At 70.3% G+C, this 15886-nt stretch carries 10 protein-coding genes; 3 read left to right on the forward strand and 7 right to left on the reverse strand.

The window, feature by feature from the left end:
- Positions 1–151: 151 nt before the first annotated feature.
- Positions 152–2911, reverse strand: a complete 2760-nt coding sequence (locus BC793_RS38455; RefSeq protein WP_109601565.1) for a replicative DNA helicase — start codon at positions 2909–2911, stop codon at positions 152–154.
- Between the two features lie 390 nt (positions 2912–3301).
- Here BC793_RS38455 and BC793_RS38460 point away from each other — a divergent pair, with 390 nt between their 5' ends.
- Complete coding sequence (locus BC793_RS38460; protein WP_146246648.1) at positions 3302–7009, forward strand: hypothetical protein; 3708 nt, start codon at positions 3302–3304, stop codon at positions 7007–7009.
- Positions 7010–7072: 63 nt separating this feature from the next.
- On the opposite strand, the gene rplI is transcribed toward BC793_RS38460, so the two are convergent.
- From rplI to BC793_RS38485, 5 genes are all read right to left on the reverse strand, one after another.
- Entirely contained in the window at positions 7073–7522 is a 450-nt protein-coding gene (gene rplI, locus BC793_RS38465) for a 50S ribosomal protein L9 (protein ID WP_109601537.1), read from the reverse strand.
- A gap of 14 nt (positions 7523–7536) precedes the next feature.
- Positions 7537–7776 (reverse strand): 30S ribosomal protein S18, encoded by a 240-nt coding sequence (rpsR, locus tag BC793_RS38470; RefSeq protein WP_007073789.1) that lies wholly within the window; start codon positions 7774–7776, stop codon positions 7537–7539.
- Positions 7777–7816: 40 nt separating this feature from the next.
- Positions 7817–8410, reverse strand: coding sequence for a single-stranded DNA-binding protein (locus BC793_RS38475; RefSeq protein ID WP_109601538.1), 594 nt, complete (start codon positions 8408–8410; stop codon positions 7817–7819).
- A 65-nt stretch (positions 8411–8475) separates the two neighbouring features.
- Complete coding sequence (gene rpsF / locus BC793_RS38480; protein WP_014448192.1) at positions 8476–8766, reverse strand: 30S ribosomal protein S6; 291 nt, start codon at positions 8764–8766, stop codon at positions 8476–8478.
- Between the two features lie 295 nt (positions 8767–9061).
- On the reverse strand, positions 9062–10096 hold the full coding sequence (locus BC793_RS38485) for a hypothetical protein (RefSeq protein WP_109601539.1): 1035 nt from the start codon (positions 10094–10096) through the stop codon (positions 9062–9064).
- A 127-nt stretch (positions 10097–10223) separates the two neighbouring features.
- On the opposite strand from BC793_RS38485, the gene BC793_RS38490 reads away from it, so the two are divergent.
- A complete protein-coding gene (locus BC793_RS38490; protein WP_109601540.1) occupies positions 10224–11000 on the forward strand; it encodes a deoxyribonuclease IV in 777 nt (258 codons plus the stop codon).
- A gap of 22 nt (positions 11001–11022) precedes the next feature.
- Positions 11023–14097, forward strand: coding sequence for a hypothetical protein (locus tag BC793_RS52965; protein ID WP_373871292.1), 3075 nt, complete (start codon positions 11023–11025; stop codon positions 14095–14097).
- 184 nt (positions 14098–14281) lie between these two features.
- On the opposite strand, the gene BC793_RS38505 is transcribed toward BC793_RS52965, so the two are convergent.
- Positions 14282–15802: a glycosyltransferase family 87 protein gene (locus tag BC793_RS38505; RefSeq protein WP_109601541.1), complete on the reverse strand. Its 1521-nt coding sequence runs from the start codon at positions 15800–15802 to the stop codon at positions 14282–14284.
- Positions 15803–15886 lie beyond the last annotated feature (84 nt).

Consider the following 15886-nt stretch of genomic DNA (forward strand, 5'->3'; position numbering starts at 1 on the left):
GAGTCTGCGGTCGCTGGTTCGCGACAGCCGGCGATGGGGCAGTGGCGCGTGAGCCGCCTTGTGGGCTCACGCTGCGGAGGCGTCGCGGGGTAGGCCCGCAACGGGCCGGGTGCGGTTGGGGACGCCTCCGAACGTACGAGATAGGGACTTTTCAGATCGCCATGTCGACGAACCGCGAGAGGTGCAGCTGCGCCGCCACCGTAATGGTGTCGGTCGGGCCGTTTCGGTGTTTGGCGACGATGAAGTCGGCCTCGCCGGCGCGTGGCGACTCCTTGTCGTAGTAGTCGTCACGGTGCAGCAGGATCACCACGTCTGCGTCCTGCTCGATCGAGTTGTGGACGGCGATGCCATTGGCAATGAAATTGTGTGCTCCGGCCACCGTCGCGTCATACACGGTCTCGACACCGTCAGGGGTGATCTCGACGATCTCATCCCAGGTGATGTCATTGGTGGCCAGCATCTCGAGCTCGCTGTCCTCGAGGACCCTCGCGACCCGGGCGATGCGGTCCGGGGACGGATCGTGCTTCAGCAGTGTGCTCCCGGAGGACTGGGTTGCCATGGTGGGAGCCAACTCGCGCTGTGTCATGTCGCGCTCGGCGAGGATGTCCCTGACCTGCTCCCACACTGCCCGCGGGACTGTGTCGACGTTGGTGTTCGCCTTTATGCCGTCCAGCCTCTGACGCAGGGTCTCGGCCGCCTCACCACGCTTGCCGTGCACGCCGATGACTCGGCAGAACGCCTCTTGATCGCCGACGCCGTCCACGTAGAGGTGATGACCGTCGCGATAGCCGGCCCGGCGGACCGTCATGATCCGGGACTGGATACCGAACCGCCACAGAAGTCGTGCCACATCATCCACGAGGCGACGACTGGTGGCTGCGTAGTACACCTGCCCGACCGGGCCCTCTTCACCTGTCGGCCGAAGCCGCACGGAACCGTCGGTCGCCCACAGGTGACGCAAGAACAGGGCGATCTGCTCTTTGGGAAGCGAGAAGACCTCGTCGGGCACGAACTTCTCGTGGCCCCGTTTTCCGAACAGCCCTAGGCCGTCCAGCCATGCCGCGATGGGATTGCGGCGGCCATCCGTCAAGCGGGACGGAGCCGGAAGTCGAAGACTGATGGACCCGGCGGCTGCGTGGTCGTCCCGGATGGCACTGATCCCGAAGTACTCCGCAGCGTCGGTCATCACCTGAAGGTTCGACTCGTCGACGCCGGCGTAGCCAATCGGCTGCCGCGCCACCATCGACCCATCACCGATCATGTGAGCAAGCAGGATCACCTGGCGGTTGTCCCACCGGGTGACGTGCTCGGGTGCGCAGACGTGGCGAGGAGCGGCGATCCGGCCGCCGACTGCCAGGTCACCGAGCGGCGTCCAGCCCTCATAGGTCAGGAACGGGTGATTGGCGGTTGCGCGAATCTCCCGCCCGGATGCGAGCCGCATCCGGAAGACCGGCTTCTCCCCCGTGCTGAAGACATGGGTGAGGTGGCGGCGTACATATTTCAGCCGCTCGTCGAGCGCCCACACGGGCACGTCCCGGGCCCCGGCCGCGAAAAGTTCCCCCATCGTGGTCTCGGCACCCGTGTCGGCACGCAGAACCCTCGTGTCGGCGGTGAGGCAGCCGGACTCACGCAGGTCGGACAACTGGGGGCGCTTGTCCGTCCGCTGCTCGGGACCACGGTTCAGCTGACTGACCGCGATCACCGGGCACTCGATCTCCTTGGCCAGCAGCTTGAGACCACGGGAGAGCTCGGAGACCTCCTGCTGACGGCTCTCCGTCTTCTTCGGCGAGGACATCAGCTGGAGATAGTCGATGACCAGGAGCCGGAGGTTGTGCCGCTGTTTGAGCCGGCGCGCCTTGGCCCGGATCTCCATGAGGTTCATGTTCGGTGTGTCGTCGACGAAGATCGGCGCCTGACTGATCTCGCCCATCCGGCGGGCCAGCTTGGTCCAGTCGTCGTCGGAGAGCTGGCCCGAGCGCAGGGTGTGCAGAGGCACGCGGGCCTCGGCGGAGAGCAGGCGCATCACCATTTCGATCTTGCTCATTTCGAGCGAGAAGATGGCGCTGGCATGACCGTGCTGGATCGCCGCGTTACGGGCGAAGTCCATACTCGCGGTCGACTTGCCGAGACCGGGACGGCCGGCCACGATGATCAGCTGACCGGCATGCAGACCGTTGAGCAGGCGGTCCAGATCCTGGAAGCCGGTCGGGACCCCGGTCATCATGCCACCGGACGCGCCGACCGCCTCGATCTCGTCGAGGGTCGGCTGGAGCATGTCGCCGAGGGCCGCGAAGTCCTCGCTGACCCGTTTCTCGGTGACGTCGTAGATGGCCTGCTGCGCCAGGTCGACGATGTCGTCGACGTCACGGCCGCCGTTGCCGCCCGTGCCGTAACCCAGCTGCACGATCTTGGTGCCGGCCTCGACCAGACGGCGCAGGATGGCGCGCTCGGAGACGATCCGGGCGTAGTAGGAGGCGTTCGCCGCGGTCGGCACGCTCTCGATCAGGGTGTGCAGGTAGGGCACACCGCCGATCCGCTGCAGGTCGCCCAGGTCGGCGAGGGCGGCCGCGACGGTCAGGGCGTCGGCCGGCTCACCGCGGCCGTAGAGGTCCAGGATGACGTCGTAGATCGTCGCGTGGACCGGCCGGTAGAAGTCGCCGACCTTGAGGATCTCGACGACGTCGGCGATCGCGTCCTTGGACAGCAGCATGCCGCCGAGCACACCCTGCTCGGCCGCGACGTCCTGTGGGGGCGCCTTGTCGAACGAGCCGCCCTCGTATCCGCCTCCGCCGCCGCCCTTGTTCCCGCCGCCCTTGTTGCCGCCGCCCCCGTTGGAGTTGCCACCACCGGAGCCTCCACCGGATTGGGACGGCGGCCGCGACTCAGGCCTCGCGTCGTCGGTGATCGACACCGGTTTCCCCCTCCACTCGGCCATGGGCCGCCTCGCGATCGAATCGCCTCGGTACAACTCCTTCGACTGATCCCGGATGGGATTCAGTGGTTCGCTGAAGGTCGAAGTCCGCTCGTGAGGCTGGACCACTGTACGAACCCGGCCGCCACCAGCCCAACTGCCGCGGTGGACGAGCCTTGGGACAACCTGTGGACATCCCCGGTGACTCTGTGGGTAGCCCTGTGCACACGTTGTGGACAACTCTGGGGACAGCGAACCCGAGCAGGGGATTCGTCGTCCCCACCTGTGGAGGGCAGAAACAAGTCAGGATCTGCGGAAATAACTACTCGGGTGAGCAAGCAGTCGCACTGAGGCGTTGCGGTTCCGCTTCGGGCACGTCACCCTTTCCAGGTGGACCAACGGGAGTGGGACTACGGGACCCGCATGTCGCGCCCTCGGCGCGCTGCGGGATCTTGGCCCACCCGGGAGCCGGAGATCGAGGAGCCGGAGCCGCGCTGGGCCTCTCTGACCGACACCGGAAGCATGGCGCCGAGTGACGAGGCTCTCGCCTGGCAGCGCCGCGCCGACGACTGGGCCCAGCAGGCCGAGGTCGAGCCGTACGGCGGTGGTGGCCAGGCCATCGAGCCGGCGAACCGGTGGTCCTCCGAGGTCACCCCCACCGGCCGCCCGACCTTCCCGGCCGACGGCGTGGGCTGGCGCACCGAGACCGCCGAGTGGCGGGCCACCGGGGCCCGCTGGCGGCAGACCACCGAGTGGCGCTCCTCCACCGGCTCGCACGTCTGGCGGTCCACCACCGAGGCGTGGCGTGCCGAGGACGAGGCCGCCGAGCGGGACAAATCGTCGATCCCGGGCACCGCGTGGGAGACCGGCTCCGACCGGGAGACCCCGTCGTGGCGTCAGTCGCCGGCGGTGGAGCAGTCCGGGACCACGCCGTCGTGGCGTCAGCCCGCCGCCGAGACGCCGTCCTGGCGGCGCACCGAGCCGGACACCTCGTCGTCCTGGCAGCGCCGTCCCGACCTGCCGGCCGCGACCACGCCGGTCGAGCAGACCCCGTCGTGGCGGCAGCCGTCCACCCAGATGCCGACGTGGCAGCAGCCGTCCACGCAGACCCCGGCCGGTCAGACACCGTCCTGGCAGCAGCCGCAGCAGACGCCGTCGTGGCAGCAGCCGTCGACACCGGCAGCGCAGACACCGTCCTGGCAGCAGCCGTCCGCACAGGCACCCCAGACTCCGTCGTGGCAGCAGCCGTCCGCCTCGACACCTCAGACACCGTCGTGGCAGCAGCCGTCCGCCTCGACACCTCAGACACCGTCGTGGCAGGAGCCGCAGACCCCGTCGCGCCGCCGGGCCGCCGACACCGGCACCTGGTCCACCGCGGCCTCCACCGGCTCGACCTGGAGCGATCAGGCCAGGCCCGGCCCCGGGGAGAACACCACCGGGCTGACCCGCTGGGAGCGCACCGACGCACCCGGCTGGCAGCGGTCCGCCGCCGAGGACGCCCGTCACCTGGTCCGTGAGGACGACCGCGCGGCCTGGCGCCAGGACGCCGGCTACGGTGACCGGCCCACCCGGGTGGGCCGGCGGCGTGCCGCGGAGGCCGATCCGGCGCCGTCCGGCGGTAGCGGCTGGTCGAGCGGGTCGTCGGCGGACAACTGGGCCGATCACACCGACACCGGCAGCATCCCCCTCGTCCACGATCAGGACGAACCGGCCGCCTGGGGCGCACGCTCCGAGGCACCCTCCCGGCGCGACCGGCGACGACAGGTCGAGGAGGCCCGCCCCGAGCCGGCCCGCCCGGAACCGGCCGCCCGTCGCACGGCCGGTGCGGAGCGCCGGCGGTACAACGCCAATACGACGAACTGGCGCGAGGACACCGCCTCCTGGGATGCCGACCAGGACACCAGTAACTGGACCCGCGATCCCGACACCGGCCAGTGGAGCCGTGCCGAGGACGATCCGCGGGTGCTGGCGTGGCGCGCCGAGGCGGCCCGTCGCGAGGCCATGAAGGCCGAGCCCGAGGCGCCCGGTCGCCGGACCCGGCGGGACGAGCCGGTCGGCGGTGTGCCCGGCGGGCCGCTGCCGAGCAGTTCGATCCCGGCGGGCAACACGAGCGGGGCCGGCTGGTCCGCGGGCAGCGCCCCGGGCGACGAGGGTCGTTCCGGCCGCCGTGGCCGCCCTGACGAGCCGTTCCCCACCGACGGCTATTCCGGGGGCCGCCGGCGTGCCACTGAGCCGTCTCGTGGCGCTGAGCCGCCCTGGGCCGCTCAGCCGCCCCGGACCGCGGAGTCGGCCCGCGCCGCCGCGGAGCCGCTGAATCCCCAGGCGTGGCAGGCGGCACCCGAGCCGCGGCAGAGCCGGCAGTACCGCCGTCTCAACCCCGACCCCGACGGTTACGGCGAGCCGGGTCATCCCGGTGACGGCGCCCGACCGGGATCCGGCTACCCCGGTGACGGCGCCCGATCGGGATCCGGCTACCCCGGTGAGGGCACGCGGTCCGGACCCGACTACCCGGGTGACGGCGGCCGTCCGGGAAACGGCTATCCCCGTGAGGGTGGCCGCCCCGGCCCGACACCGCCGCAGTGGTCGGAGCCGGCCGAGCCGGAGCCACGCCGGCGGGCCTACCGGGACGAGCCGGCGGCCGAATCACCCCGCTGGCAGGACACCGGATACGGCGGAGATCAGCGTGGGCTGCCCCCCGACGGCGGTTACGGGCAGTCTCGCCCGGAATCACCGCGCAGTGGTTTCGGCAGCGCCGCACGGGAACTGACGGCCGGTCCGTCGGCCCAGCCGCAGCGGCCCGCCTACGGCGGCGGTCAGCGTGAGCTCCCGGCCGGTCCGTCCGCTCCGCAGCAGCAGCCGGTGTACGGCGCCCGCGAACTGCCGGCCGCACCGTCCGGCGCGCCGTCCTGGGCCGACCAGGAGCGCCGCCAGCGGCCGGAACCGCAACGACCGGCGAGCGGCCAGTCCTGGCTGGACGAGGAGCGGCAGCAGCGCCAGGCGCCGCAACGGCAGCCCTACGGCGGTGGCCCCGCCTCCGAGACGTCCTGGCTCGACCAGGAGCGCCGGCAGCAGCCACAGCGTGGTCCGGCGTACGGCGGCCCGGGAATCCCGGCGCAGCCGTCCTCCTACGACGTGCCGCCGGAGCAGCAGCGCCGTCCCGGTTTCGGGTCGGCTCGGGCGCTGCCGGCGGGTACCTCCGCCCCGACGTCCGGGCCGGCCTGGACCGAGCAGCAGAAGCCGGCGTACGGCAATGCCCCGGTCTCCGATGACCTGTCGGCGCGCTGGCCCGATCCGCTGACCGACACCTCGTCCCGGCGTGGCCGGGGCGACCGTGACGATCCTCCGCCGCCCTCGGGAGGCGGCTTGGGTGACCGTCCGCCACTGGCGGACTGGCTCGCCGCCGAACGCGCCGGACGGCGCGGGGCCGATTATCGAGGCGCCGGGCAGGACGGTGAGACCGACTGGCGCCGAGAGTTGTCCCGCCAGAACGAGCTGGCCGAGGGCGAGTCACGCCGTTACGACACGTCGGACTTTCCTCCCTTTCGGCCAAGCGGTTCGGCCGCGGTCGACGGATCGTCGAACCTGGCCCTGAGTGCCACATCGGTGATCACCGCGCCCGGCGCGGCGGGCGCCGGTGGTGTGGCGGTGGAGGAGGACACGTCGTGGCCTCCCCGGCGGGGTGCCGGCGCGTTCCAGGGCACCGGCTCCTACGAACGTCGCCCGATGGGCGGCGACTTCCTGCTGAACAAGCAGAACGACCTGCTCGCCACCGAGGACGAGGAAGAGGAGCAGGAGGACACGGGTACGCCGCTCGCCGCGGTCGGCTACACCGTCGTCTGGTACGGCGTACCGGTCGTGCTCTTTGTGCTGGGCATCTTCCTGGTCAACAGCGGCCAGAACGGGCACGCCCTGGACACGCTGGCCGACGCCGCCCCGGGATTCGGCATCGCGCTGGTGCTGAGCATGATGGTGGCGTACGGGTTGCGGACCGTCACGACGGCCTGGAAGTCGGCGAGTGTCGGCCTGGCCGCGGCCGTGGTCGGCGGCGGTCTGGCCACGGTCCTGAGTTCGGCCATCACCGGCAACAGCCTGAGCTGAGACGACAACGAGAACGGCGCGCCGGGCGAAGGCCCGACGCGCCGTTTCGGCGTAGTACGACGACTACTTGGCGGCCACCACGTTCACCGGGAACGTCGCGGTCACCTCGGGGTGCAGCTTGACCTGCACGTTGTACGCCCCGGTGGTCTTGATGTGACCGGGGAGCTCGAGGCGACGACGGTCCAGGGCGGGACCACCGGCGGCCTTGACGGCGTCGACGATCTCGGCCGGGGTGATCGAGCCGAACAGACGGCCACCGTTGCCGGAGCGCGCCTTCAGCGTGACCTTGAGGCCGGCCAGCTGGCCCTTGACCTCGTTGGCCTGGCCCAGGTCACGGATCTCACGAGCCTCGCGGGCCCGCTTGATCACGACGACCTGCTTCTCGGCGCCCTTGGTCCACTGGATCGCGAACCCCTGCGGAAGCAGGTAGTTGCGGCCGTAACCGTTCTTCACCTCGACGATGTCGCCGGGAGTGCCGAGGCCGGAAACCTCCTGCGTAAGGATGATCTTCATCTCGGGTCCCCCTCTCAGCGAGCCGTGGCCGTGTACGGCAGGAGCGCCATCTCACGGGCGTTCTTGACCGCGCGGGCGATCTGCCGCTGCTGCTGGGAGGTCACACCGGTGACGCGGCGGGCACGGATCTTGCCGCGGTCGGAGATGAACTTCCGCAGAAGCGCGGTGTCCTTGTAGTCGATGTAGGTGATCCCGTCCTTGTCGAGCGGGTTCACCTTCTTCTTCGGCTTGCGAAGCGCCGCAGCCTTAGCCATTGCTCAAACTCCTGTTGGTGATCTGGAGAGCCCTAGGGGCTCAGAAGGGAGGCTCGTCGTCGAACGAGGAGTTGCCGCCACCGCCGGAGCGGTTGCCGCCGGACGCCGGTGCAGCCGTGGCCCAGGGGTCGTCGAAGTCGTTGCTGTTGCCACGACCGCCACCACCGCTGTTGTTGCCACCGTTGCCACCGGACTGCCGGTTGCCACCGCCGCCACCACCGGAGCCGAAACCGCCTCCGGAGTTGCCGAAGCCACCGCCACCGCCGGACCGGACCGCTTTCTGCACCGTCGCCGTGGCGTAGCGCAGGGACGGGCCGATCTCGTCCACCTCGAGTTCGTAGGAGGAGCGCTTCTCGCCCTCTTTCGTCTCGTAGGACCGCTGTCGCAGCCGGCCCTGCACGATCACCCGGGCGCCGCGCTGCAGCGACTGGACGACGTGCTCGGCGGCCTCACGCCAGATGTTGCAGGTGAGGAAGAGCGCCTCGCCGTCTTTCCACTCGCCGCTCTGCCGGTCCAGCGTCCGCGGCGTCGAGGCGATCCGGAACGAGGCGACACCCGCGCCCGAGTTGGTGTAACGCATCTCAGGGTCGTTGACCAGGTTGCCGACGACCGTGATTACGGTTTCTCCAGCCATGAAACTTCTCCTCGCCGCTCGTGTCGTTGATGCAAAGGGTCTCAGGACCCTCTGACAAAAACGGCTCAGCGGGTCTCGGGACGGATGACCTTGGTGCGCAGGATGGACTCGTTGAGCCGGAGCTGACGGTCCAGCTCGGCCACGGCCTCAGGCGTCGCCTGCAGGTCGACGACCGCGTAGATGCCTTCAGCCTTCTTGTTGATCTCGAACGAGAGCCGGCGACGGCCCCAGACGTCGAGCTTCTCCACCGAGCCACCCGCGGTCCTGATCACGTTCAGGTACTGGTCGAGCGACGGAGCAACGGTGCGCTCCTCGAGCGAAGGGTCGAGGATCACCATGAGTTCGTAATGACGCAAGACGTTCTCACCTCCTGTGGGCTGTGCGGCCACGGTCTCTCCGTGGCAGGAGGTCTTGTGTCGCTCGCAGCAGAAAGCCGTGGGAGATAGGAGCCCACGGCGAAAACACTGCGAACCGAGCCAGCATACCCAGGTGGGGCGTGTGACCCAAAAACGGCGACCCCGTCCGTGGGACGAGGTCGCCGATGGTGGAGCCGCGGGGCGTCCGGCCCGATTCGTTGGGTGGGACCTGGGGAGGAACGACCACACCGATGAGGTTGGACGCGTACGCCCCGCGGAGCTTTCAAAGAGGAGCTTACGCCATATTTGTACGTGATGCACGTTGCGACACGATTGCCCGAATCGCGGCGGTTGCCACGCCGAGGATGCAGACCAGCGCGGTGAGCCCCAGCAGTCCCAGCGGATGTCCGTCCTCGATCCGCCCGACCGCGGCCACCGGCTGAGCCGCGTCGAGACCGGCCGGCCCGGTCGTCTCCACCGGCACGACGGCCCCGCCCTCGTCGGCCGTCGTGGCTGTCGGCGACACGGCACGGTCGTCGTCGGCCGACGGCGAGACGGCACGGTCCTGCGACGGTGCCGGCGGAACCACGGGCGTCCGGCCCCCCGGAGGCATGCCGGCGAACGCGGGTGCGCCGATTCCGGCCGTACCCCGCGGGCTCTTGCCGTTGATCCTGGGGTCGACGCCGGTCTGCGGTGACTGCGCCGCGGTGGCCGAGGCCCGTCCGGCGGCCGCGGCCCGCAACCCGGCCGCCTTGCGCGCCGCGCGCCGGGAGTCCCTGGCGGAGGTACGGGTGGGCTCCGACACCGGAGCGACGGAATCCGGCAACACCGAACCGGAGGTACGCGACGGTACGCCGGACCCGGTCGCCGGCTTCGACATCATCGTCGAGACCCCGCCCGGTGGCTCCGGAGTCGGCCCGGGATCCGCGAACGCGGCCGACGGCGCCGCCGTGACCAGCATCGGCAGTACGTCCTCGCCGAACGAGCACTCCGGGGTGAGCATCACCGGCGTGGTGCCGCGCCGGAACACCACCTCGGCCGCGCCGTCGGCGGGGATGATGCCCTGCGGCGAGCCGGCCAGCCGCAACTGCGCGTCGTGGCCGGTCTGGTTGACCACCCGGATCACGCTGCTGGCCGGCACCGTCAGCGCCTCGACACTCGGCCGCGAGCCGCAGGACAGCCCAAACATGCCGATACCGCCGAAACTCACCTGGCGGCCGTTGGCGTCGAACTGGTCGGCGCTGGCCGTGCCGTTCGAGAGCAGTGGAGCGCCGAAGATCAGGGCACTCAGCCCGAGCGCCGCCATCCGATATCGGAACTGCCGCGACATGCACCATCCCCCAGTTCAACACCGGCTCGCGCCGGCATCCGTCAGCAAAGATCAATGGAGGTAACGACTCGCTGTGGAGCGCGGTGACGCGGAGGAAAGCGTCGTACCCGCGTCGTAGGCTCGTCCCATGCGCATCGGAGCCCACGTCGATTCCGCCGACCCGCTGGCCGAGGCCGCCGCCCGCGGCGCCGAAGCCGTGCAGTTCTTCCTGACCGACCCACAGAAATACAATTCGCCCAAACCACGCGAGGACGCCGAGCGGATCCGGGCCTCCGAGGTGGACGTCTACGTGCACGCGCCGTACATCATCAATGTCGCGTCGCCCAACAACCGCATCCGCATCCCAAGCCGCAAGCTGCTCATGGCCCATGCCCGCGCCGCCGCCGAGCTGGGCGCGAAAGGCCTGATCGTGCACGGCGGACATGTCGGTGCGGGCGCTGATCTCGAGGCCGGCTTCGTGAACTGGCGGAAGGCCTTCGAGTATGCGGAGAACGACGGCGGCCTGCCGCTCCCGGTGCTGATCGAGAACACCGCCGGTGGCGACAACGCGTGTGCCCGGCGGTTCGACGCGCTGTCCCGGCTGTGGGAGGCGGTCGGCTCGTTCGGGGCCGGTTTCTGCCTGGACACGTGCCACGCGTTCGCCGGTGGGGAGGACCTGGTCGGCATCGTCGACCGGGTCAAGGCGATCACCGGGCGGATCGACCTGATCCACGCCAACGATTCAAAGGGTGGATTCGACTCGGGCCAGGACAGGCACGACAACCTCGGGAGTGGGAAGATCGACACCGAGTTGGTGGTCGCCGCCATCCGCGCCTCGGGAGCTCCGGCCATTGTGGAGACCCCCGGTGGGGTCGAGGGGCAGACCGCTGACATCGCCCTACTGCGGGAGCGGGCGGGCAACTGAAGCACCGCCCCCGGGGAGGGTCATGACCGAGCAGCCGCAACCGATCGCGCCCGCTTCCGCGCCGGCTTCTGCGCCCGCGGAGCCGGTGGCGCGCGATCCGCGTCCGGCCGCTCCGCGCCGCCGATTCGGCCTTTTCCGTAAGAAGTCGGTCGCGGTGCCGCCGGCCTCCGCGGGGAAGGCGGCGCCCGGTGACCCGGCCGTCACCACGACGTCGGCCGCCGCGGAGAAGGCAGCGCCCGGCGACCCGGCCGTCACTACGGCCTCGGCCGCTGCGGCGAAGGCAGCGCCCGGTGAGCCGGCCGTCACTACGGCCTCGGCAACCGCGGAGAAGGCAGCGCCCGGTCACTCGGCCACCGCCACGGCCTCGGCAACCGTGGAAGAGGCTGCGCCCGGCCATCCTTCCGCCGCCACGGCGTCGGCGACGGCGGAGAAGGCTGCGGAGCCGCTCACCCGGACCACCAAGGCCGAGGGATCCACGGGATCCGGGCAATTCCGGGATATCGGTCAGTCCGTAGTGGACGGTGTGCCTGCCGGGCCGCTCAAGCCGGACGAGGTGGCGGCGAAGAAGCCACGCAAGACCCTGCCGACATCCAGACCACCCGGCGTGCCGGCGGACCCGTGGACCGTTTTCGCCCGGACCCAGGATCAGCAGCCGGGCCGGATCCGTCGCGGCCTGCGGGCCGGGCTCCGCGGATTCATCCACGAGTACGCCCTGATGGTCTACACCGCCTGCCTGCTGGCCGTCGCGATGACCTGGCCGGCTCTGCGCTACCCGTTGCACACCCTCCCGCAGGATCTCGGCGACCCGTCCCGACAGGCCTGGCAGGTCTCCTGGGTCGGGCACATCCTGATCACCGATCCCGTACGGCTGTGGCAGGCCAACGCCTATTTCCCGGCGGCCGACGGTCTCGCGTTCGGCGACAGCCTGCTCGGCTATGCACTGGCGGGGATGATCGGCACCGGCCCGGCCGCCGCCGTGCTGCGTTACAACATCCTGTTCGTGCTGGCCCACGCCCTACTGGTGATCGGCGCCTACGCCCTGGTGCGCCAGCTCGGCGCCCGGCGCACGGGCGCCGCGGTCGCTGCCGTCGCATTCGCCTACGCGCCGTGGAGGCTGGCGCAGGAGGGCCACCTAGACATCATCTCGGCCGGTGGCATCCCGCTCGCCCTCGCCATGCTGGCGCGGGGGCACGGCTACTCCCTGCGGCACGGCTTCCGGGCCGAGCGCCGCAACGCCCTCTGGGCCAGCTGTGGCTGGCTCGTCGCGATCTGGCAACTCACCCTCGGCTTCTCGCTGGGCATCCCTTTCGCGTACGTGCTGGGCCTGCTCCTGATCGCCCTGATGTTCGCCTCGGCGATCCACGCGCTCCGCGGTTTCCTCCGCTATCGGAGAGAGCGGAGGGATCGCCGTGAAGTGGCCACCCTGACCGCTCCGGTACCCGGTGCAGCCCCCGCCCCGGCGCTCGGGAAGGACGCCGCACCGGCACCCGGCAAAGACACCGCACCCGCAACCGGCAAGAAAGCCGCCGCCGCAAGCGGGGAAACCGCAACCAGCAAAGACACGGCCCCCGGCCCCGGCAAGGAAGCCGCCACCGCGACCGGGGGAGACACCGCTCCCGCGGCCGGTAAGGAAACCGCCCCCGGACCTGGCAAGGAAGCCGCCACCGCGACCAGGGGACATTCCTCGCCCGCCGCCGGCAAAGACACCACGCTCCCACCCGGCAAGGAAGCCGCCGGCCCGACCGGCGGAGACACCGCTCCCGCGATCGGCAAGGAAGCCGTTCCCGGGGCCGGCCGAGACGCCGCTCTCGTGGTCGGTTCGAACGCTGATCTTGTTGCCGGCAAGAAGGACGCCGCTCCCACGCCCGCGAAGACGGTTGCCGCTCCCGCGCCAGCAAAGAAGGACGCCGGTTCTGCGCCCGCGAAGAAGGACGCCGCCGATCCGCAGGCCAAGGACGTCGTACCCGCCGCCGGCAAGAAGGACACCGTGGTACAGCCGGCCGTGGCTCCGGCCCGGATGGACGTTCTGGAGAGCCCACCCCGGAAACAGAGCTGGCTACGGTTCTTCCGCCGGCCGGTTCCGGTGCGAAGGACGCCCCGGTGGAAACCGCTCGTCGGGGTGCTTCTCACCAACGTCAACATCATGGGCGCGACGATCTTCGCGGCGACCGGCATCCTGATCGCGGTGCCCTACCTCCGGGTCGACGACAGCGGCTCCCGCCTCCAGGAGATCGACTTCTTCTCGCCGCCGTTGCAGGGTCTGCTGATCGGCCCGGCCGAGTCCCGCGTCTGGGGCGCCGCGCACGAGACACCCCGTTCCACACTCGGCTGGGCGGCCGAGATGTCGCTGCTTCCCGGCTTCGTCCTGTACGCGCTGGCTCTCGCCGGTCTGTTCCTGTCGATCTGGCGGTTCCGGCATCGGCTGGTGCTGCTCACCGGCCTGGCCGTGGCGATCATCCTCACTCTCGGCACCACCTTCTTCGACGGCCGCTGGACCTACCTGCCGCTGTTCGGCCACTTCCCGGCCTCGTTCGATCTGCGGATCCCGGGCCGCCTCATGCTGTGGGTGACCCTGCTGCTGGCGATCCTGGCCGCCGGTGCGGTCGACGATTTCGTCCGCCGGGCCGAGCATCTGGCGGCCCAGCGGATCCCGCCGTGGCCGGGGCCGTGGCTTCGGCTGGCAACCCTGGTCCCGCTGTTCCTGGTGGCGCTGGAGGGCTGGAACACGACGGCCCACCCGATAGTCCCGCCCCAGCCGGCGGCGATGCGCACCGTGTCCGGACCGATGCTCGTGCTGCCGACCGCCGAACTCACCGACCAGACCGTTCAGCTGTGGAGCACCACGAAGTTCCAGGACATGGCGAACGGCGGGGGCGGCTTCGGCGCTCAGGCGCAGAGTGAGCTACGTGCCAAGGTCGCCGGTTTCCCGGACGCCACCAGCATCGACTACCTGGACTCGATCGGTGTACGGCGGGTGCTGCTGCTCAGCGACCACATCGCCGGTACCTCGTGGGAGAACGCCGGCGACCTGCCGGTGGACAACCTCGACATCCGGCGCGAGGACGTCCCCGGCGCCGTCGTCTTCTACCTGAACTAGCCGGCCGGCCCGAGACAACGGGCCCGGCCCCAACCAGCCGCCCGGCCCGAAGCAGTGAGCTGATCCGAATAGCGAGCGGGCCCCAACCAGCCGGCCGGCTCGAATTGGCGACCTGACCCGAATCTGCGAGCCGGGCCGAACCAACCGCCTGGCCCCAACCAGCGAGCCGGGCCGGACCAGCTTTCTAACCGGCGGGCAGCGGTGCCGCCGGCTCGTCCTTGTGGACCCGCTGCGGGGCCTCATCCGACGGACCCATGCCGAAGAAACGGCGCAGTCCGGTGATCCACGGATGCTCCGGCCCGTCGAGCGGACCGGCGTCCGGGTCGCGGCCGTCGTACGTCTCCCGCACCGCGTCCAGTTCGGGCCGCCAGATCTCGCGCACCACGAGACCGCACAGCACGGCCACGGTCACCAGGCGGAACGTGGAGGCGAGCACGAAGGTGCCCTCGGGGATGACCGCGGTGCCGCCCGCGCCGATCAGCTCGGCGTAGAAGGCGGCGAGGTAGCCGATCTCGGCGACCGTCCAGACGAGGACCGCGCCCCACTTCGGGCGGGCGAGGACGACCAGCGGGAGCAGCCAGAGCACGTACTGCTGGGACCAGACCTTGCTGAAGATCAGGAACGCGGCCACGACGAGGAAGGCGAGCTGGCTCAGTCGCGGACGGCGGGGTGCGAGCAGGCCGAGCAGCAGGATCGCCAGGCAGGAGAGGCCGAAGAGCGCGTACGACAGGTGGTTGAGCGTGGGCACGTGGTCACTGAGCCACTGGAACGGCCCCTGGTCACCGGCGTTCCCCGAGTTCCATTTGCTGTCGATGTAGCGCCCGATATACCAGAACGTGCCCCAGTCGATCGGCCGCTCGTCGTTGAGGCGGAAGAACCGCAGCCAGCTCTCATGCCAGAGGATCATGACCGGCAGGTTCACCAGGAGCCAGGTGACGCCGGCGGCCAGGAACGAGCTGATGAACGCCCACAATCGGCCGGTGCGCAGCGCCAGGATCAGGATCGGCCCGAGAATGAAGACCGGCCACAGTTTGGCCGCCGCGCCGAGGCCGAAGAGGACACCGGCCCAGGCCGGGTACCGCTTCACCCACAGGTAGAGGCCGAGGGCGAAGAACCCGATCGCCAGGAAGTCCCAGTTGATCGTGGCGGTGACCAGCACGATCGGCGAGACCGCGAAGATCGCGGCGTCCCAGGGCCGGCGCCGGCGCAGCGCCAGGATGATCCCGATGCTCATCACCGCCAGGATCGAGAGCACCAGGGCGTTGATGTTGTAGAACCAGCTGCCCTGGTTGATGTCGGGGTGGGTCTCCCCGTACGAATGCACCGGCAGCCCCAGCGCGCCCATGAAGTATCCGGTGACCACCGGGTATTCGACCGGGTGGTCCCGGTAGGGGACCTTGCCCTCGTTGAGTCCTTCGGCGAAGTAGAGGGCCAGCACGTCGGTGTAGCAGTACCGCGTGTACTGGACGTTCTTCTGCCAGTTGCCGTCCATGCAGGGCGACTTCTGCACCCAGGAGAGCGCCAGGACCAGGCAGGCCAGCGCCATCACGATCCGCGGGGCGGTCCAGAACCGGCCCGGTTGGGCGTCTGGCCGCACGGCGTGGGCGCCGAGCGGCCCGCCGATGGCTTCGGAGAGTCCCCGCACGAAGCCGTCCGAGGTAGCGCTCGAGACGTCAGGCCGGTCGGTGGGCGGTAGGGCGCTCATGTCTTGGCATCATGCCGCATTCGTACCCCTGAAAGGTGACCGGCCACGTCCGGCACACCGATCTTCATCAGACACACAGGCACA

Origin of the sequence: Actinoplanes xinjiangensis, from assembly GCF_003148685.1 — a bacterium.
In the GTDB taxonomy this organism is placed as follows: Bacteria; Actinomycetota; Actinomycetes; order Mycobacteriales; family Micromonosporaceae; genus Actinoplanes; species Actinoplanes xinjiangensis.

What these genes read in the sequence shown, in the direction of transcription:
- BC793_RS38485 (WP_109601539.1), bottom strand. Translation starts at nt 10,096, where the DNA reads ATGTCGCGGCAGTTCCGATATCGGATGGCGGCGCTCGGGCTGAGTGCC.
- BC793_RS38505 (WP_109601541.1), bottom strand. Translation starts at nt 15,802, where the DNA reads ATGAGCGCCCTACCGCCCACCGACCGGCCTGACGTCTCGAGCGCTACC.
- BC793_RS38490 (WP_109601540.1), top strand. Translation starts at nt 10,224, where the DNA reads ATGCGCATCGGAGCCCACGTCGATTCCGCCGACCCGCTGGCCGAGGCC.
- BC793_RS38475 (WP_109601538.1), bottom strand. Translation starts at nt 8,410, where the DNA reads ATGGCTGGAGAAACCGTAATCACGGTCGTCGGCAACCTGGTCAACGAC.
- rpsR (WP_007073789.1), bottom strand. Translation starts at nt 7,776, where the DNA reads ATGGCTAAGGCTGCGGCGCTTCGCAAGCCGAAGAAGAAGGTGAACCCG.
- BC793_RS52965 (WP_373871292.1), top strand. Translation starts at nt 11,023, where the DNA reads ATGACCGAGCAGCCGCAACCGATCGCGCCCGCTTCCGCGCCGGCTTCT.
- rplI (WP_109601537.1), bottom strand. Translation starts at nt 7,522, where the DNA reads ATGAAGATCATCCTTACGCAGGAGGTTTCCGGCCTCGGCACTCCCGGC.